We start from the raw sequence: 20100 nt of genomic DNA, 5'->3' as shown, positions 1-20100 counted from the left end.
AACATGGGATTCAGAAAACAGAAATTAGAGACACAGATTAAAAAACTTGTTGGCACGTTAATAGTAACGGAGATTAAAGATCCCCGTATTGGGTTTGTAACGGTAACAAATGTTGAATTGAGTAAAGATTATGCATATGCAGATGTGTATGTTTCAGTGCTGGGTGATGAAAACACCAAAAAGAAGTCACTGGCTGGCCTGCAATCTGCACGAGGGTTTATCCAGTTTAGAGTTGGGAAAGCCCTGAGTATTCGCACTATTCCTGAAATTCGCTTTCATTTAGACACATCTATTGAAGAAGGCGTGGATATGGTTAATCTCTTGGAAAAATTAGAAAAAGAATCTTCAAAGAATAATAGCGGAAGCAGTGATACGTAAAATATGAGTGTTCCCCATATAAAGGATTGCGTGTTGCTTATAGACAAGCCTTCTGGCTATACTTCTTTTGATTGTATACATCATATCAGAAAAACACTGAAAGCGAAAAAGTGTGGCCATGCAGGTACGCTGGACAAATTTGCATCAGGCCTTTTAATTGTGTGCGTAGGGTGGGCAACGCGACTGGTGCCGTTTTTTATGGGTATGGACAAGCGGTATATTGCCACTATGCAATTAGGGGTGGCAACTGACACACATGACAGTGAGGGGCAGGTTATTTCAGAAAGCAATATTCAGTGCACAGTTGAGGATATACACTCCTGCCTGAAAACCTATTTTATAGGCCAAATTATGCAGGCTCCTCCTGAATATTCGGCCATTAAAATTAACGGGAAGCGTTCATCGGACAGGGTACGCAAAGGGGAATCGGTGGCGATAGCTCCACGACCGGTCCACATACATGACATTAGAGTACTTGATTTTGATACAGCTTGTTCAAAGCTTACGCTTGACATTACGTGCAGTAAAGGCACCTATATCAGAGCACTGGCTCGAGACCTGGGTTTGCGATTGCACACAGGGGCCCATGTTATAGCATTGCGAAGAATTGCCATTGGTGACTTCACCGTTACTGATGCCATGACCATGGAACAATGCGTTGAACTATCGCACAAAAGTATTAAAGATATGCGTGGAATTTTTACTCCTTTCAGTGCGCTTGGTCACTTTGGTATTATAGCAGTAAAGCGAGATTCTTTGATAAAGATTAAACATGGAAAGCTGCTTGGCTATGATGATATTACATATGTTACCGGTGAGCCTGTATTCAGGGTGGTTCCTGAGGGAACTGAAGATTTAGTGGCTCTGGCTGTAAAAGATGAAAAAGGGTACAGGTGTAAAAAAGTTTTTATTGAAGAGCTTGATAAAATTGATACAATGAAATAAAAGTGTTCTCCACTTTTATGGGTACCTTGAAAAACTGCTTTTTTCCGAAATTATTCATATAATAGAAAGCGGTTTTATCCTATATAGTGTGCTCACAAGGGAACATCCGTAAAACAGTTTTTAAGAAGTTCCTGTATAATTTATTTCTTGACTGATTTTGACTGCAAATAGCACTGTGAATTATAAGGCTTACAGTAAATTCAATAAATTAGAATATAGTGATTGTAAGGAGGACTAAAAAGTCGTATGGCAGAAAAAAACGAGATTATCAACAAATACCAGTTGCATGACAAGGATACCGGATCAGCAGAGGTTCAAATTGCCCTTTTAACTGAGAGGATTAACCATCTGACCGAACATTTCAAAGTACATGTTAAAGACCATCACTCACGGCGTGGTTTGCTCAAGCTTGTAGGTAAACGCAGACGGCTTCTTGATTATCTTAAAAAGAAGGATTTGACAAAGTACAGAGAACTGATTAAATCACTTGGCATACGAAGGTAAAGGGTTCAAAAGAATTTAAAATAAGTAGTTAAGGATTATACAATGAATAAAGAATTTGTAGTACATATTGGAGATGATGTAATCCTGTTTAATACTGGAATACTTGCAAAGCAGGCAGATGGTGCTGTGGCGGTTTCGTGTGGTGAAACGATAGTATTTGCTTCGGCTGTTGCGTCAAAGAAGGTTGTGGAAGGACAGGATTTTTTCCCGTTGACGGTTGATTACCGGGAAAAACATTACTCAGCGGGCAAGATACCTGGTGGGTTTATTAAACGTGAAGGAAGACCCAGCGATAAGGAAATTTTAACCAGCAGGCTGGCTGACAGACCCCTACGGCCTTTATTCCCGGATGATTTTGTCAATGAGGTACAGGTTATTATTTATGTGCTTTCTGCTGACAGAGAGCATCAGCCGGATGTGATGGCAATAAATGCAGCTTCAGCTGCACTCATTATATCAGGCATTCCCTTTAAGGGGCCTGTTGGGGCAGTACGGGTTGGGAGAATCAATGGGCAGTGGAAGATAAATCCATACTTTCAGGAAATGGAACACAGTGATATTGACCTTGTTGTGGCCGGAACAAAAAAAGCTGTGACCATGATTGAAGGGCAGGCAAAGAATTTAACCGAAGATGAAATGATAGAAGCTGTTGAATTTGCCCATGCTAATATTATAAAACTATGTGAAGTACAGGAAGCATTAAAAGAATCCTGTGGCAAGCCCCTGATGACCTATGAACCAAAATTAAGCGATAAGGAACTTGAGAAAGTTATACGAGAACAATATTTTACCAACATAGAACAATTAAAAGATGTTCATGAAAAGAAGGCACGTGAGCAAGCAAAAGACACACTGATTACAACAATAACCAGCCAGTTGCAGGAACAATTTCCTGAAACCATTAGGTTGGTGCCTGAAATTGTAGATAACTTAGATGCCGAAGTGGTGCGCTCACGTATTTTAAATGAAGGCAAGCGAGCAGATGGAAGGGGCCTTAAAGATATAAGGCCTATCGATATCATGATTGGCATTTTGCCACGTGCGCATGGGTCGGCACTTTTTACTCGTGGCCAGACACAAAGTTTGGGGATAGTGACCTTGGGAACAGTTGCTGATTCCCAGCGTATTGATAGTATTGATTTAATTGAAGAATCATATAAGCGGTTCATGCTTCACTACTACTTCCCTCCTTTCAGCGTTGGTGAAGTTGGAAGAGTTGGCGGTGTGGGCCGTCGTGAGATTGGCCATGGTATGCTGGCTGAACGAGCACTGGAATATGCTATTCCCGATGAAGATGTATTCCCCTATACCATCCGTGTTGTTTCAGAAATACTTGAGTCTAATGGTTCTTCATCAATGGCTACTGTGTGTTCAGGTTCGCTGGCATTGTTCAATGCTGGTGTGCCCATGAAAGCGCCAGTTGCTGGTATTGCAATGGGCCTGGTACTGGAGGGCGACCGCTATGCTATTTTAAGTGATATCCAGGGTATTGAAGACCATCTGGGTGATATGGATTTCAAGGTTGCCGGTACTGCAACCGGGATCACCGCATTTCAGATGGACATAAAGATTGAGGGTATCACCACAGAGATTATGCGCAAAGCGTTAGAGCAGGCAAAGGAAGGAAGGCTCCATATACTGGAAAAGATGAATGAAGTAATATCAGAGCCTGCAAAGGAACTATCGCCCCATGCACCAAAAATTGCCGTTATGAAAATTGAAATTGAAAAGATTGGCGAAGTGATTGGGCCCGGTGGCAGAGTCATTAAAAAGATCATAGAGGAATCAGGTGCTGAGATTAATATTGAGCCTGATGGTACCGTATTTATTTCTGCCAATGAACAGGATGCAATTGAGAAAGCACAGCTTTCTATTAAAGGATTGGTTGAAGAGGTGGAAGTTGGTGCTATCTACAAAGGTATTGTTAAGCGGATTACTGATTTTGGTGCGTTTGTAGAAATATTGCCCGGGAAACAGGGGCTGGTACATATTTCCAAGCTTGATCATTCACGGGTTGAAAAGGTGAAGGATATTTTGAACGAAGGTGATGAAGTGCTGGTCAAGGTTATTGGCATTGATGAGCAGGGGCGCATCAACTTAAGCCGTAAAGACGCTATGAAGAAGCATTAGCCAAAAAAAATGGTACATAAATTTACACTCCCTAATGGGCTTACAGTTTTGCTTGAGCCAATTGATAATGTTGTATCAGTGTCATGTGGTCTGTGGATAAAGGTTGGTTCACGCCACGAAAAAGCCAATGAGATGGGGTATGCCCATTTCATTGAGCATATGCTTTTCAAGGGCACAGACAAATATAGTGCAAAGGATATTGCACGTTTGGTTGACAGGGTAGGCGGACAGCACAATGCAGCAACCAACAGGGAATATACCTGTTATTATATTAATGTGGTATCGGATTATTTAGAATTAGCTGTTGAAATACTATCTGATACCTATCTTCATTCCACGTTTGATGCCGAAGAGATAGAAAAAGAAAAAAATGTGGTGATTGAAGAAATCCGAATGTATGAAGATACACCGGATGAACATATCCATGACCTTTTCATGGATACCATGTTTTATAACAGCCCATTGGGGCATTCAATACTGGGCAGTTTGGATACAATAGCCTCCATTAATCGAGACAGTATTGTAGCATTTTATAAACAGCATTATACTGATGATGAAAGCCTTTTTGTCATTTCCGGAAACTTCACTATAGAAGATGCCCGGCAGATTATTGAAAAGTATTTTGGTAAGGATTGTACATCACAAAATTTGAAAGGTTTTCCTGCACTACCACAGTATGAACGCAAATTACGGGTACACCTGGATAAAGACTTAGAGCAGATACACCTGTGTATTGGTACTGATGGCTTGAGTAAAGTTGATGAGGACAGATGGGCATTTTATTTATTTAATACTATTTTAGGCGGGAGTATGTCATCACGTCTTTTCCAGAATATCCGGGAAAAAGAAGGATTATGCTATAGTATATATTGTTTTCATTCATCGTTCATGGATACGGGTGTTTTTGGTATTTATTGCGGGACAGCTCCTTCACAGTATAATAAACTATTACAGCTAATAGCAAATGAGTGCCGGCTAATTACATCTCAGGGGATTTCCGAAGAGGAGTTGTCTGATGCAAAAAGTTACCTTATTGGGAATATGGCGTTAAGCCTTGAAAGTACTGAGGTGCGTATGAGCCATATTGCTAAAAATGAGATTGTTTTTGGTCAGCAATTTACATTCAAGGAAATAGTACGGAATATTCAGGCAGTTACTATGGAAGATTTTATGCGAGTTGCCCACAGGATTTTAGACAATGCAAAGTTTTCCCTGGTAACAATAGGCAAATTACCACAGAATCCCATCAATGAATTTCATCTTGATATATAATATTCCGTTGTTTACATGTTTGCTTCTGTATTGATGAAATAATACATACATCTCTGTTATAAGTAATTATTAAGAATATGATGTGAAAGTGCTTGACTTTTCATTTTTGAAATAGTATACATTGGGTATTTATAAATATATAACATTCGAAGATACCATGGCACAATCTTCTACATATATATTAGATACAATACTCATTAAAAAAAAAGAAGAACGTGAACGTATACGTTGTGAATTGTTACATAAAATACATAGTGTTCTGGAAGAGCTTTATGCAGTAATATCATTTCAGGAAGCATATATTTTTGGTTCCATTACCAGGCCATATTCATTTTATGAATATTCGGATATTGATATAGGGTTTATAGGCCTGGATGATAAAGATTTTTTAACGAATTAGAAAATAAACAATAGGTAATATTCTTCAATAATACTTGACAAAAACGAGCAATAATATTACTCGTTGTGCATATGCTGGATGCACTTATTACATCAAAAACGCGGCTTAAAATTTTACTTAAATTTTTTATTAATCCTTCCACTAAAGGGTATTTACGTGAATTAGCTGCTCAGATGAATGAATCCACCAATGCAGTGCGTGTGGAACTTGACCGTCTTGTGGATGCAGGCTATTTAGAGCGCAACGCCAATGGCAATAAGGTGTACTACAATGCAAATACCAGTCACCCACTTTATAAAGATATTCACAGTGTTGTGAAAAAATATTTGGGTATCGATGTGTTGATTGACAGTGTGCTTGCCAAATTAGGAAAAGTACATGAAGCGTATGTGGTTGGCGATTATGCAAAAGGGATAGATAGTGGCATTATTGATGTTGTCATTGTAGGTGCTGTTGATTATTCATATCTGGCTCAACTCATTGAAAAAGCTGAAGGAATTATAAAACGCAAGATACGGCCACTGGTGCTATCGCCAAAGGAAAAAACAAAATATAAAGAAAAACTCAATTTAGACAAAGCGCTGCTGGTATGGCACAATGGAAAGTAACTGGTATGCGGTGTATGTTCGCTCTCGCCATGAGTTTAAAGTGCACAGTGCACTGTTAGCAAAAGGTATTGAGTCATTTTTGCCAGTGGTTGAAAGATTGCGACAATGGAAAGATAGAAACAAGCTCATTCCTTTTCCGCTGTTTCCCGGCTATTTGTTTGTTAAGCTTCCCAATGATAAAGCTTATTTTTTGCAAGTTTTAAAAATTAGAGGTGTGGTAAAAATATTGGGCGATAGTTCCGGATATCAGCCTGTAGCTGATGATCAGATAATAAGCATTTATAAAATGGTCAACAGCAAGCTTACAATAGATGAACACCCTTATTTAAAAGAAGGACAAAAGGTAAAAATAATCAGTGGTCCTTTATCAGGTGTACAGGGGATACTGGTAAGCAGGGGAACAGAACATCACGTCGTTGTGTCAGTTGATATTTTGCAGAAAGGCGTATCAGTAAAAGTGGATATACAGTCAATTGAGCCTGTAATATGACTTTCTTGATATTATTAATAAAAAAACAATTGTTTTATTTTGATACCTGTACTATAACCCATTTGTATATATATCAAAAAAGTGTAAGGATAACATAGTGTTCAAAATTTTATTTTGAGAGGAGGTTCTATAATGAATTACGTAAAAATGTATAGTACCGCATTAATTCTTTTTCTGCTCATTGACGCTCTGTGGTTAACGGTGATAGCTAAAAACATGTACAAACAATATTTAGGTTATCTTATGGGTGATGTGGTGTGGTGGGCTGTTATTTTATTTTATGTACTGTTTATTTTTGGGTTACAGTATTTTTGTATTATACCTGCAATTAAAGCACAATCAGCAATACAGGCTTTATTTGCAGGAGCACTATTTGGGCTTGTAAGCTATGCAACGTATGACCTGACAAACCAGGCAACTATTAAAGGATGGCCGGTGCTTATTACTGGTATTGATTTGCTGTGGGGAGCAATTATTGGAGCTTCAGTCTGTGCGCTTACAGTAAAAATTGCATTCCTTTTAAAGTGGCACTAAACAGAGATAGCTGATGAAATCCAATCGTTTTGCTTTTGTATTGTATATTGTTATTTTGTTTTCTTTTATTACTACTTCATTATATGCTGAATGGGAAGATCTTGAAATGGGGGAACATGATGTATATGGCAGTGAAAAGGAGGAAAAGTATCCTGTAAAGTCGCTTTTTGTTGAACAGGAGAAATGGGATAATCATTATTCATTGATGGTTCTGTGGTTGTATAAATATACTGATTACCCAAAATACACATCATACAGAGTTTTGCCATTATATTACCATCTTGCAAGTAAAATAGACAATCGTAAAAAAACAGTAATCTTCCCACTTTTAACATATGTAAAAACTAATGGTGCAGAAGCTACAAAATATATTCTATTTCCTGCATATTATTCTTCAATTAGTGATGCTGGATATAATAAATCAGCGTTACTGCTTTTCTGGTGGGGTTTGCAGCATAATTACCCTGATGAAAAACAGTATATGGATACCTACTTTTTAATGATCCCATTGTTGTCGTATTACAATTCCTATACATCTGAAGCATCGAAATATAAAGAATGTGTTACACCCCTTTTTTATTATGAAACAAAAAGCGACAGTAATGAATATACATTCTGGGCACCAATTATACCCATTACCTATCATAATAGCAACATGGCTGGGGGTCACAGAAATATACTGTGGGTTCTGGATTATTCCTGGGATCCTGATGGAATTAACCGTTTTTGGGTTGTTCCTTTTGTGATGTGGAAAAAAGGAAGTGATGGGTATCTGTCATTGCTGGCGCCACTGTATATCAATAATAAGCATGCTAACGGGGATTATTACTATCACCTTTTGCCGTTTTTAGCAATATGGAAAAGTAGTAACAATTCATATACAACAAAGCAGTACATAACACCCCTTTTTGGTAGACGTACTGTTACTGACGAAACTTCACATAAAACTGTTTATAAAAACCTAATGTTTCCTGTGATTCCTGTGTTTTACTATAGTACTGGTGGCGATAGCTCTCATACTAATCTTATGTGGTTTATTGACTGGAAGACACATAAAGGGTCATTGCAATCCCTGTGGATAGCGCCATTCATATTTCATAAATATGGCCAATATAGCTATAGGTACTATATTCCTTTTTATTGCAGGCCGGATATAACAAAAGATGAAGGGAAATCATTTGGTATCTTTCATTACCATTACTGGGCTCGTAACACCGATATACTCTGGATATGGCCGTACTATCACAACAAACAGTATACAGGTAGCAATGATGAGTATGCTGGCAGCACCGTTGCCTGCTATACGCATATTCTTCCTGTGTATTTTTCATGGCGTAATGCAAAAAGCCAGGGGACCCTTATACTTCCCCTTATTTATAATTATAAGGATAAAAACACCATAATTCATATTAATATAACAGGCTATGCACGAAAATCATATACAGGAATGTTTACGCCGGATGTTGCAATGAATATAGGTACCGGTAAAACCATGTACCTTGATACAGATATATCATGGGTGTATGAGATGTGGAGTTTTTCATCCCGTATACCTTTGAAAAAAATTCAAAATAATGAAAGCGATAGTAACCTGCAATCGCAGATGGATGAAGAAGTAGTTAATAATCCAGTAAACGACTATCATGGCAAAGACCCATTACCGATAACTATCGCCAAAATAAATAATAAAAATGAAACTGACAAACCGCAGATTGTAAAAAAGAAAACAGTGAACCGTGAAGATTCTCTGGTTTTCTGGGGGTGGAAAATTGGTTTTGGGATTATGGCATTTGAGAAAGCAGACAGCAGGCGGCATTTCAGATTATTGCCTCTTTCATGGCTTACATGGGATGAGACTTCTGCAGACAAGCTTTTTGTATTGCTCCCATTTTACTGTTCATATATTTTGGATGACCAGGAATATTTTGTGCTGTTTCCATTATATGGTTATCAGAAAAAAGGTGATTCCTATTTTAAAGTGTATGCCTTAAACATATACTGGGATGAATATAAAGAAGATGATTATCATGAAAAGACGCTGCTGTGGCCTTTTATAAACTGGTACTATTCACCTGATACAAAAGGTTTCAGGATATTTCCCCTGTACTGGTACAGAATGTGGAAAGAAAATGAAGTCAGTGTAAAGCGGTCTTTTTCGCTGTTGCATTACAGCAAAGAATATGTTCACAATGATAGCGTTATTCAAAGTGTCAATATCAACCCATTGTATTATAAAAGCACGTTGCAGGGTATTAACTCATATACGCTGTTTATTCCTCTTCTTTTAACATATTACAACAAATATGAAGATAAAGAAGAAAACAAAAGTGAAAACACGCTATTCATTGCCGGATATTACCGGCACAGAGCAAATGATTATATTCACGATGATGTTTTGTTGCTATATGACCGCCAGATTTATTTTTCTAATTCAATGGATATAATTAAGAAAGAATATTCATATCTATTTACCACAATAGATACACAATTTACGCCTGAATTAACAAAATTACGGTTGCTTTGGGGCACCTTATTTGAGTATGATTATGACAAAAAATATAATAATTATGACGTTGATGCATTATTATGGCTGGTTGGTGCTGAAAAAGATGCATATGGCTTCAGCCATAAAGTACTGCCTCTTTATTACTACTATAACGATAACCATTCAAGGTTATTGATTATGCCCGTTTTGCTCAGTGGTTTTTACCGGGAATATGATGATATTTTTGATTTGGGTTTTTTGGGTTTATTGTACTATCATAATGAAAATGTTAGATATCAGGATGGAAGACGACTGGTTCTTTTAGGAATACTTTTTGATGAGAAGAAAGAGCCACAACGTCTGTATCATTCAGTAGGGAGCCTGTGGGGTATATTATGGAACTATGAAAAAGAGCAGGAAACAGGTTTTATAAAATTTTCAATATTAAAAGGTCTTTATAAATATGTAAAAAAAGACGGTGAAACTAAACACACTTTTTTCTGGTTTTTATAACGAATTTAAAAATTAAACATTGCTCCAGCATTTACTGTATACCGTTTGGCTGAATGTTCATTGTCATGGGACATGGATAGTCGTTGTAATTCGCCAAAAATAAGAATCTCTTCAGTTATGTGAATACCTGAACCTATGGCCCACCAGCCACTGTTTAAGAATCTGGTTTTTTCCTTTTTGTCGTAGCCGTAATCGTATTTGAGTTCACTCAAAAGTGCAATGCCAGCCCGTACATACGGGGCAATAATCTCACTTGCTGTTATCATGATAATAATATCAGGCCCCCATGATTGTTTAACAGTAAAATCTCTTGTGTCCCCGTTGAATGTATAGTGCAACCGTTCACCATGGAAATAAAATCCAAATCCAAACATGATAACTTCAGTATCAACATTAAGATGTCCCATCACTCCGTAATTATACCCTTTGAGTGAATCATATTCCTCTTCATAAAAATCTATTTTTCCGTAGGGGGTATACCCTCCAATAACTGCGATATCAGCTATTGCAAAGGTCAATGAAGGCATAGCAGTGATGTACATCATAAAAATCAATGCCAGAATGTTTTTTTTCATGACTATCCTCACTATTCTGTGTAATGTTTTGATGTTGAATCATAAGGGAACTTCTAAAAATTATTTTTTTGGATGTTCCCTTGGGGCACAATATATAGGATAAAACCGCTTTCTCTTTATTACATTTATAATGATGAAAGTAGTTTGAGAGGTGCCCATAAGTATTTTACATTTTAAAATAATTTCATTATGACTGATATATACAGGGGCCGTCTCAAAACAAACCGTGGTGCTCTCAATGATGCGGGTGCAAAGTCATTGCAAGCGTAGCGCTTGTCCTGAGTGCTTCGACAAGCTCAGTAACCGCTTTTCGAAGGGAAGCAATCTCAATGCCGCAGAAAGCGGGATTGCCACGTGACTACGGCACTCGCAACAAGGGGATTGCTTCGTCACTTCGTTCCTCGCAATGACAGGAAGACAAAAGCCATTGCAAAGAGGTGTCTTTTGAGACACCCCCGTATAAAATTCATATTCTTCTCAATAAGTTAAGTGTATGAATATGTTATGAATATTTTCAATTCTTTTTTTCATATTCAACCCGCTATTTTCTTCCGAAAATATACATAGTCTGTTGTATAAGGATTGCTTGCAATGAATATTCCGTTTCATGTTCCCTATATCGATGATAGTGACCTTGAGGCTGCAGTCAGCGCCATTAAAAGCGGCTGGACCACCATGGGGCCAAAAACCGTTGAGTTTGAGGAAAAATTTGCTGCATATATCGGCATGCCATTTGCAATTGCGGTAAGCTCATGTACGGCTGCGCTGCATATTGCGTTAAAGGTGTGTGGTATTGGATTGGGTGATGAGGTTATAGTTCCTGTAAATACATTTGTTGCCACAGCAGAGGTTGTTTCCTATTGTGGGGCTACTGTGGTATTGGCTGATATTGACCGGGATACTCATTGTATCAGTGTTGATTCACTATACCGGTTACTATCGCCCAAAACCAAAGCCATTATACCGGTGCATTTTGCTGGAACTCCCTGTGCAATGGATGCAATACTTGATATAGCCAGACAGCATAACCTGTATGTTATTGAAGATGCAGCACATGCATTGCCATCATGGTATGAGGGCAAGCTTGCTGGCACGTTTGGACATATTGGCTGTTATAGCTTTTATGCAACAAAGACGCTTGCAACGGGTGAAGGTGGGATGCTGGTGACGCGCAATGAAGAATGGGCGCAGCGGGCTGGGAGATTGCGACTACACGGTATGAATCGTGATGCATGGAAACGCTATGACAGGGGTGGAAGCTGGCAGTATGATATAGAAGAGATGGGCTATAAGTATAACATGACTGATATTGCTGCAGCAATGGGACTTTCGCAGCTTAAAAAAGTGGAAATGTTACAAAAAAAAAGGGAGGCTATAGCGCAAAGGTATAATGCTGCGTTTGCTACAAATGATGCGTTAATTCCATATGTTGTGAAAGAAGGAGTATCATCATGGCATCTTTATCCGCTTAAGATAAATTTAGAGGCGCTTTCTATTTCGCGCAATGAATATATTGTGAAATTGGAAGAACGTGGTATAAAGACAAGCGTGCATTTTATTCCACTGTATCGATTTTCGTATTTTGTAAAACGCTTTGGCAATCAGGAAGCGATGTTTCCAAATAGCGAATGGGTGTTTGCACGGGAGATTAGCCTTCCAATCTTTCCTTCAATGACCGATGAACAGGTTGATTATGTGATTGAAAGTGTGCTGTCAATTGCACAACAATTCAAAAGGTAATTATGAAAAAAATACTATATACAATTAAATTATCAGCTGTTATCACTATTGTGGCTGATATGCTATGTATCATTGCTGGATATGGTATTGCCTTGCTATTGTTTTCATATTCGTTTAATGCTTTTATACCATTGATTTTATTGCATACGTTTCTTGCTATAGCAGGATTGTATGGTACGCAAAGCTATCGGATATTGTGGCGGTATGCCACGTTGCAGGATTATTATCGTATCATTGAAGGCTTTGCTGGTGCTACAGTAATAGTGTTGCTATATAACAGTGTTGTGTCATTAGATAATAGAGTTCTTTTTATTGCAAGTGCAGGTAGCCTTGCATTGCTCATAGCATATCGTGTCATTATACGGGAAACAAAATCGCAGAAGATAGCATTCCCAAAAAAGAAATTAAAAATTATTTTAATAGCTGGTGCAGGGGAAGCGGGAAGAACCTTGCTTGCTGAATTTAAGCGTGATGGCAGGGCTGATAGTATTATAGGGTTTGTGGATGATGACAGGCGCAAGATTGGTACATTGTTATGTGGAAAGCCTGTGCTGGGAAGCACTCAGGATATACCTGCTATAGTGGAACAGTATGCTGTAAAAGAGTGTATTGTTGCAATGCCTTCTGCACCACAAAAAGAAATTGACCGTATTATAAAGATTATTCGCTCAAGTGGTAATGTTGCTATTTCTATTTTGCCTGCAGTAACAAAGCTTTTTGAAAAAGCTCTGACCCCTGAACTACGGGGGATTGGTGTTGAGGAACTCATAGGGCGTGAAGAAATTGAGATAGATAGTTCATCAATTGAAGCGTATTGCCAGGGTAAAACCGTGCTGGTAACGGGAGCTGGTGGTAGCATAGGTTCTGAAATTTGCAGGCAGCTGTTACAATTTAAAGCAGGGCGCATCATTGCAGTGGGAAGGGGCGAATATTCCTTATATACATTGCAACAATCATTACAGGAGTATGCAAAGTATTTTGAAGGTGTGGATATAGTGTATTATATAGCGGATGTAAATGATGCAGTGAGAATGCAAAAAATTATGGAAAAGGAAAAGCCTCATATTGTATTCCATGCTGCTGCTCACAAGTATGTTGATATCATGGAGCAAAATCCGCAGGAAGCACTGCGTAACAATTGCCTTGGTACACGCACGGTGCTTGAGGCAGCGCATATTGCAGGTGTGAGGCAGTTTGTGTGCATATCAACGGATAAAGCAGTGCGCCCGGTAAGCGTGATGGGTGCAACCAAGCGTATGGCCGAGATCATAACGCTTGCATATAATAGTGATACTATGCACACCTGCTGTGTGCGGTTTGGAAATGTCATTGGCAGCCGTGGTTCGGTTATTCCTCTATTTTACCAGCAGATTGCAAAAGGTGGGCCTGTGACTATTACCCATCCTGATATGACGCGCTACTTTATGAGCATACCTGAAGCAGTGATGCTCGTTATTCATGCTGCCATGCTTTCAAAGGGTGGTGAAATCTTTGTGCTTGATATGGGAAAACAGTACAGGGTTGAAGAGGTGGCACGCAATTTAATAACGCTTTTGGGATACAAGCCTGATGTTGATATCCCCATTGTATACACCGGCATACGGCCTGGCGAAAAGTTGCAAGAAGATTTATGGAATTATGGTGAGGAGCTAGTGCCAACGCTTCATAAAAAGATTTATAAAATTGCCCACAATGGATTCGATGCGCTATCGGTTACGAAAATAAAAGAACTAACATCTGAATACGTGCAGAGCTTACATGAAGAAGAATGTAAAAATATAATGAAAGCGATAGTTACTGATTATAAGCCCTATAATTAAAAACTTTTTTCAATCCAACCGCCAAAAAGTATTGCACCATCATCATCGTAGCATACGACAGCCTGACCTGGTGTGATACTTGCCTGAGGTGTTTCAAACGTTACCGTAAGGGTATTATTTTCAAATGTAGCTTGGGCTTTAAATGGTTTTTGCGTTGAGCGTGTTTTAACCCATACGGGAGTGTTATGGGCAAAAGTTGCCTTCATAAAATTTATCTGTGTGGCAATAAGCCCTTTTGCTAAAAGTTCATCCTTGCTTCCCACAACAATGCGATTGTGGGTGGCATCTATGGCTACAACGTATAACGGATGTTCCCAGGCAATGCCAAGACCACGGCGTTGCCCTATGGTGTAGCGATGAATCCCTTTATGCCTGCCAACAACTGTGCCACCTGTTGTAATTATATCACCCTGTGGAGGACAAAACCCCAAGCGTTGTTCAATAAATCGTGGGTAATCATTATCCTGCACAAAACATACTTCCTGGCTTTCAGGCCGGTGTGCGGTGGCAAGTCCCAGCTCACGTGCTTTTGCGCGTATCTCACGTTTGGTAAATTGACCAAGGGGAAGTATCAGGTGTTGCAACACATCCTGCGAAAGGTTAAATAAAAAATAAGATTGATCCTTATCACTATCAACGCCTTGTTTGATATAATAGCGGGTATTCTTACATAAAGTTGCATAATGGCCAGTAGCAAGCATATCAGAGCCTAACTCATGAGCAAAATCTAAAAGCTTTGGAAATTTTATGCTGGTATTACAGTTGATGCAGGGGCTGGGTGTGCGGCCCGTAATGTATTCAGCGCAGAATGGATCGATAACATTTTGTGAAAATTCATCTTCTACGTTGACAATGTAATGGGGTATGCCAAGCTGCCTTGCTACTTTTCTTGCATCATTGATGCTTTCGGGGCTACAGCATACATCATAGCGTGGCTGGCAACCATCCATTTCGGCACACAGTAAAATTTTAGCGGTAAGGCCAATTACCTGATGCCCCTCTTCAACAAGTAGTGCAGCAGTAACTGACGAATCAACACCACCACTCATTGCAACTGCTATTTTCATAGGTATCCTGTTTTGTATACTATATCAACGTAGTACGATTATAAACAGTAATATATAATACTCTGTTACTTTTATCAGAAAAAAATACCATTTAAATGAGGCTTTCTAAAAAAGTCAGGAAGTCCTAAATAGATAATTTTTTAAGAGAAAAATATAGAGGAAAATCGTATAGTAAATAGTAAACAGCAGCTACAATCCATAAGACAAGGTAAGAGTAATACTTGAAGGGTTACAGTATCCTGATGGGGTAGCAAAATGCTGTCGGAGCAAAGGTATACGGGACTCACTGTATAGGATTTTGAAGGAAATTGGAATAATTAAGAAATAATGAATATGATAAACGGTGTGGCAACGATAGCCGTACTGGAGAGGTATGGCGTCATGTGATGCGTGCGTGTTTCGACAAGTTCAGCAACCTTCTGTCGCAGGTTGAAACGTATTTTGCTATGGAGCAATCAATATAGGCTGCTTGGAACATAAGCTGGTGAAGGATTAGTGAGCATAGAAAGCATAATGTATTTCCTTTGGCACTTTATTTTGTTTTTGTTGCTGCCTGGACAAAAAAGTGAATAATATTATATAATATTATATATTGGATACAATTTTATTGTTTTGCATCATCCGTTTGAGTAATGCTACACACTGTCGATCTATAATAAGAATGTTATTCTGGTTCATTTTGTATTTTCCAACATCTACCGTATACAGTGACTGCAGGCTTTTTATAGTTTCAACAATCTCTTTTGCTTTTTCATAGTCGTTTATAGTAATGCCTTTCTTTTTGTATGCTTCTATGCGCTGCATAAGTGATGCGCTGTCGGATCGTAGTTTGCGCAGCATATATTGCTGGCTTGTATATTCGGTGATTATCTGCTGCACATCAAAATTTTCAACTACAGGAATTACTGACTGCATGGCAATAATCTGCTGTATTGTATCATCGCTAAAACCAGTTTGTGCAGATTCAAAGGCTTTCTGCATTGTTGATGCATAGCGCATAAGTGCCTGCTTTGCGTATGTTTGTGTAGTAAACAGTTTGATGCCTTTTTCAAGTGTTTCTATGTTCATTGCAATTTCAAGGTTACAGAGCGCAGGGTTGAGTGTGTCATCCTTTCTGGTGCTGGCCATGGTGTAGATGTCTTCTTTAATTGTGTGCAGTGTCTGCAATGTTGTTGCAAGTTTATCATTGTTTTCTTTTGGTGCATCAGTATAGAGAAATGCTTTCAATACATCAAATAGTTGCTTTACTTCAGGGATTATTTCTTTTGTGGTATTGCCTAATGATTGTGCAAGTTTCTGAATATGTGTGGCAACATGTACAATATGCTGATATCGGTTAGAGTAATTAATACGTGGTTCTTGTAACAGTACAAGCTGACAGTACAGTGTTGTTGCTTGTGCATAATCGTGCAGATATTTTGATTGTGTTTCAAAACGTTGTACAAAATTATTAAAGACTTCCTCGTTTTCAACACAGATGCCATCGGTTGATTTCATGATTGTAAGAAGTTTCTTTTGCTCGGCAATCTGGTTTTGTATGGGTGTGATGTATGAAAGAGTTATGGATTCAATTTCAGGAATCGTTTGGGTATCCTGCCTGGTTACTATCGCATCCCTTTTGTTTTGTATTTCATTTATTACACGGAAACAGTCTAATGTTTGTGGGATAGTTATTTGATAGGGGATGCCTTCGGTTTGGTGGTATGTGGCTGTGTATTCGGGAATATTGATGAGTGTGTAAGCTAACTGTGACAGGAGGGCTTTGGCTTGTTCTGGATTTTGCCGTAGTTCTTCTTCATTATACTGTGTTACATTACACAGTGAAGCTATGGAGGTAATGTAGTGATGTTTTTGTTTTATAAAATTGGTATGTGCAGCAAGCTCCTGAAAGCGTGTACTGGGTGACAGGTCATCAAAGGGCGGCTTGCATTGGGATATGATTTGTTGTATATTGGATTGTGGTGTAATAGTATCAAAGATTGTATCACCATTCTTGAAAAACGATGAAAGTACCAATTCAGAGTGAATGATGATAGCATCAGTATTGCTAATTTCAGCACACTGTAATTCTTTGGCAACCTGTTCTTTTGTAATATTAATGAGTGTTTTATCAAAGCAAAGCGATAGTACCTGCTTATAGCAATTGGCTATGTGTGCTTGCGTTTGTTTGTTGTTTTGTGGTATTGCATCAAAGGAACGCGATAACTCTTGCGCCATGGCAATACGGGTGTCAAGATACTCAATCACAAATGGTGCATTTGATGCTTGCTCTTTTACCTGCTTTTGTTCTTTGATGAGTGCATCGGCATATCGCTGCCAGTAATTTTCAGCAAAAAGGATGTGTGGTATAATAAGGAATGTCATTATCATTGATAATAGTTTCATGGCAATAGTTCTCCCTTCAATTATTTATCGAACACAATACCGTGATTTATTACTGTATTTGCATTACACAATGAGTATACATATAAACGTTGAAATGGAAATCATGGCAATTTATGGTACATTTGGTATGTGATTATTATACAGGAGCGTTCTATGCGTATTGATTATCAGGAAATAGAAGAAGCTGCAAAGCTTTTAGGTTTGGGCGATAGGGCCTCCCTAAAGCAGGTTAAAGAAGCATACCGGAAGTTAATGCATGAGTGGCATCCTGACCGCTGTAAGCACGATAAAGAAATATGCAATGAGAAGGCTATCAAAATAACTGAAGCGTATAAACTGCTCATTGCTTTTTGCAATAGCTATAAAATACCTTTGACAGAACAAAAGCTTGTGGAGGAACTTGCGGAGGAAGACCCTGAAGCTTTTTGGAAAAGGAAATTTGGCTCTGACCCCCATTGGGGAGGTCCAGGATATGGATAAAAAAATATTTTACAAAAGCAACTGCATTATGTATGTGTGTTATATACTATAATTTAAATGTAAAATAAACTGAGTATGTACATTTTTGAGCTTATAGCAGAACAGCGTATACGCGAGGCAATGGAGCGGGGAGAGTTTGATAACCTACCGGGAATGGGTAAACCATTGCCAAAGGATGAACTGGATAATATCCCGCCAGAACTTCGTATGGCATATAAAATTTTAAAAAATGCCGGTATAGTGCCTGAAGAGGTGGAACTACGTAAAGAAATATATTCATTACAGCAGCTTATTGATGCTTGCTACGATGATGAGGAAATGAAGGGACTGGTAAAGCAGCTCAGTGCAAAACAACTACGCTATACCATGCTTATGGAGCAGAAAGGTATTCATGTGACTGACTATGAATATAGAAAAAAGATAATGGAGAAATTATCAAAGTAAATCGTTAATTATTCCTCAATGGAAAAAATATGAACAAAATATAATACAGTGTACACCACCGCCGACAAAGGCGGCGGGGTGGACACTATATTCATTATGAAATTTTTTAAGGAATGATTATTGAAAGTAAATCAAAATTTTATTTGAATTTTATGATAAAGATTTTATCTTAGTAATAAAGAGCAGGAAGTAATTGGATATATAAATTATGAAAGAATACAGATTTGAAACTATAGTATCAAAAGATGGGTTTATTAAAGTGCCAGTGAATAAGCAGTATTACAAAAAAAAAGTGGAAGTAATTGTCAAATTTAAAGAAAGAAATAAAAAAAAAGATATGACCGCTCATCTATTTATTAAAAAATGGGGTGGGATATTAAAAAATGTTGATGTAGATAGTAGCCGTTATTCATACCTTGATAAAAAATATAAATGAAGCGTATACTTATTGACAAAAATATTATTTTGGATATTGCCCTGAAAAGAGAGCCTTTTTTTAATTACGCAGCAAAACTTTTTAAGTTGATTGATAAAAAAATGATCAAAGGGTATATCACTGCATCAAGTATAACAGATATTTATTATATTTAAAAAAAACAGATCGATGATAATATTGCAAGATCTTTCATTGCTGATTTAATAGAAATAGTTGATGTAATAACTGTAGATAAAAATTTAATTATAGATGCCTTACATTACCAGATTAAAGATTTTGAAGATGCTATTCAGGTTGCTGCTGCTAATTGTAATGGATTGGAAATAATTGTTACACGTAATAAAGATGATTTTAAGAATTGTAATGTTGCAATTTACACCCCAAAAGAATTGTTAGCTCTAAATAAATTCAGATAGCTTGCTTTAACTGCCTGTAGAAATGATGAAATGTAATCTTTATCTTCGTATCTTCTTGTTGGTCTTTGATGGATTCTTTTGCAAATGAAGATACCGTTTGTGGGCTACCTCAGCAAATCGGTGAAGTATATCCTTTAAATCTGAATTTTCCCATAATGATTGTATGGATGAATCCATTTTTTTTATAGTATAATACGGTGGTATGGTGATAAGCTCAATATCTTCTTGGGTAATGGTTATTTCTTCTTTTTCAAAGGCTTTTTGCAGCATTTCTTTTATAGTGTACGAAAAATATTTTTGTACGTCAATGATGTCTTCTGAGGTGCTTATCTTTTCTCTGAACTGGGGGAGGAATTCTTTTTCTAATTTACTAAAAGAAATACGTGTGGACATACAAACCTCCTTGTGGTATAGTATGTGTATGTATTATAGTATATATAAGAATTGTATAAAAATCAAGCATCAACGGTGTACTATG

At 37.9% G+C, this 20100-nt stretch carries 19 protein-coding genes and 1 pseudogene; 16 read left to right on the top strand and 4 right to left on the bottom strand.

Going from position 1 to position 20100, the window contains the following annotated elements; genetic code table 11:
- Nucleotides 1–3 precede the first annotated feature (3 nt).
- From rbfA to AB1444_01170, 10 genes are all read left to right on the top strand, one after another.
- Nucleotides 4–378 (top strand): 30S ribosome-binding factor RbfA, encoded by a 375-nt coding sequence (rbfA, locus tag AB1444_01215; protein ID MEW6525268.1) that lies wholly within the window; start codon nucleotides 4–6, stop codon nucleotides 376–378.
- 3 nt (nucleotides 379–381) lie between these two features.
- Nucleotides 382–1323: a tRNA pseudouridine(55) synthase TruB gene (gene truB, locus AB1444_01210; protein MEW6525267.1), complete on the top strand. Its 942-nt coding sequence runs from the start codon at nucleotides 382–384 to the stop codon at nucleotides 1321–1323.
- 246 nt (nucleotides 1324–1569) lie between these two features.
- On the top strand, nucleotides 1570–1827 hold the full coding sequence (gene rpsO / locus AB1444_01205; GenBank protein ID MEW6525266.1) for a 30S ribosomal protein S15: 258 nt from the start codon (nucleotides 1570–1572) through the stop codon (nucleotides 1825–1827).
- Between the two features lie 42 nt (nucleotides 1828–1869).
- On the top strand, nucleotides 1870–3957 hold the full coding sequence (locus AB1444_01200; GenBank protein ID MEW6525265.1) for a polyribonucleotide nucleotidyltransferase: 2088 nt from the start codon (nucleotides 1870–1872) through the stop codon (nucleotides 3955–3957).
- 9 nt (nucleotides 3958–3966) lie between these two features.
- Nucleotides 3967–5229: a pitrilysin family protein gene (locus AB1444_01195; GenBank protein MEW6525264.1), complete on the top strand. Its 1263-nt coding sequence runs from the start codon at nucleotides 3967–3969 to the stop codon at nucleotides 5227–5229.
- A 157-nt stretch (nucleotides 5230–5386) separates the two neighbouring features.
- Nucleotides 5387–5629, top strand: coding sequence for a hypothetical protein (locus AB1444_01190; GenBank protein MEW6525263.1), 243 nt, complete (start codon nucleotides 5387–5389; stop codon nucleotides 5627–5629).
- Nucleotides 5630–5700: 71 nt separating this feature from the next.
- Nucleotides 5701–6237 carry an ArsR family transcriptional regulator gene (locus tag AB1444_01185; GenBank protein MEW6525262.1) on the top strand — a complete coding sequence of 179 codons (537 nt, stop codon included), beginning with the start codon at nucleotides 5701–5703 and terminating at the stop codon, nucleotides 6235–6237.
- Entirely contained in the window at nucleotides 6227–6727 is a 501-nt protein-coding gene (locus AB1444_01180; protein MEW6525261.1) for a UpxY family transcription antiterminator, read from the top strand. Before AB1444_01185 ends, AB1444_01180 begins: the two co-directional genes overlap by 11 nt.
- Nucleotides 6728–6859: 132 nt before the next feature.
- Nucleotides 6860–7261 carry a DUF2177 family protein gene (locus AB1444_01175; GenBank protein MEW6525260.1) on the top strand — a complete coding sequence of 134 codons (402 nt, stop codon included), beginning with the start codon at nucleotides 6860–6862 and terminating at the stop codon, nucleotides 7259–7261.
- A 13-nt stretch (nucleotides 7262–7274) separates the two neighbouring features.
- The gene (locus AB1444_01170; protein MEW6525259.1) at nucleotides 7275–10259 is read left to right on the top strand and encodes a hypothetical protein; all 2985 of its coding nucleotides are present in this window, start codon (nucleotides 7275–7277) and stop codon (nucleotides 10257–10259) included.
- 5 nt (nucleotides 10260–10264) lie between these two features.
- Here AB1444_01170 and AB1444_01165 read toward each other — a convergent pair whose 3' ends face one another.
- Nucleotides 10265–10834, bottom strand: coding sequence for a hypothetical protein (locus AB1444_01165; protein MEW6525258.1), 570 nt, complete (start codon nucleotides 10832–10834; stop codon nucleotides 10265–10267).
- Between the two features lie 591 nt (nucleotides 10835–11425).
- Between AB1444_01165 and AB1444_01160 the strand changes: the two genes are divergently transcribed.
- Both AB1444_01160 and AB1444_01155 read left to right on the top strand, forming a co-directional pair.
- Entirely contained in the window at nucleotides 11426–12574 is a 1149-nt protein-coding gene (locus AB1444_01160; protein MEW6525257.1) for a DegT/DnrJ/EryC1/StrS family aminotransferase, read from the top strand.
- Between the two features lie 2 nt (nucleotides 12575–12576).
- The gene (locus AB1444_01155) at nucleotides 12577–14394 is read left to right on the top strand and encodes a nucleoside-diphosphate sugar epimerase/dehydratase (GenBank protein ID MEW6525256.1); all 1818 of its coding nucleotides are present in this window, start codon (nucleotides 12577–12579) and stop codon (nucleotides 14392–14394) included.
- Here AB1444_01155 and mnmA read toward each other — a convergent pair.
- Nucleotides 14391–15461: a tRNA 2-thiouridine(34) synthase MnmA gene (mnmA, locus tag AB1444_01150; GenBank protein MEW6525255.1), complete on the bottom strand. Its 1071-nt coding sequence runs from the start codon at nucleotides 15459–15461 to the stop codon at nucleotides 14391–14393. The genes AB1444_01155 and mnmA overlap by 4 nt on opposite strands.
- A 585-nt stretch (nucleotides 15462–16046) precedes the next feature.
- Complete coding sequence (locus tag AB1444_01145) at nucleotides 16047–17846, bottom strand: hypothetical protein (GenBank protein MEW6525254.1); 1800 nt, start codon at nucleotides 17844–17846, stop codon at nucleotides 16047–16049.
- Between the two features lie 153 nt (nucleotides 17847–17999).
- Here AB1444_01145 and AB1444_01140 point away from each other — a divergent pair, with 153 nt between their 5' ends.
- From AB1444_01140 to AB1444_01125, 4 genes and pseudogenes are all read left to right on the top strand, one after another.
- Nucleotides 18000–18326, top strand: a complete 327-nt coding sequence (locus tag AB1444_01140) for a DnaJ domain-containing protein (protein ID MEW6525253.1) — start codon at nucleotides 18000–18002, stop codon at nucleotides 18324–18326.
- Between the two features lie 75 nt (nucleotides 18327–18401).
- Nucleotides 18402–18770, top strand: coding sequence for a DUF1992 domain-containing protein (locus AB1444_01135; protein MEW6525252.1), 369 nt, complete (start codon nucleotides 18402–18404; stop codon nucleotides 18768–18770).
- 208 nt (nucleotides 18771–18978) lie between these two features.
- The gene (locus AB1444_01130; protein MEW6525251.1) at nucleotides 18979–19206 is read left to right on the top strand and encodes a hypothetical protein; all 228 of its coding nucleotides are present in this window, start codon (nucleotides 18979–18981) and stop codon (nucleotides 19204–19206) included.
- Nucleotides 19203–19622: pseudogene (locus AB1444_01125) on the top strand (PIN domain-containing protein). The gene AB1444_01130 and the pseudogene AB1444_01125 overlap by 4 nt, the downstream one beginning before the upstream one ends.
- 39 nt (nucleotides 19623–19661) lie before the next feature.
- Here the strand turns inward: AB1444_01125 and AB1444_01120 are convergent.
- Nucleotides 19662–20015 carry a hypothetical protein gene (locus AB1444_01120; GenBank protein MEW6525250.1) on the bottom strand — a complete coding sequence of 118 codons (354 nt, stop codon included), beginning with the start codon at nucleotides 20013–20015 and terminating at the stop codon, nucleotides 19662–19664.
- Between the last annotated feature and the right edge of the window lie 85 nt (nucleotides 20016–20100).

Source organism: Spirochaetota bacterium, from assembly GCA_040756435.1.
Lineage (GTDB): Bacteria > Spirochaetota > UBA4802 > UBA4802 > UB4802 > UBA4802.
This window is presented reverse-complemented; position numbering and strand designations above follow the sequence as displayed.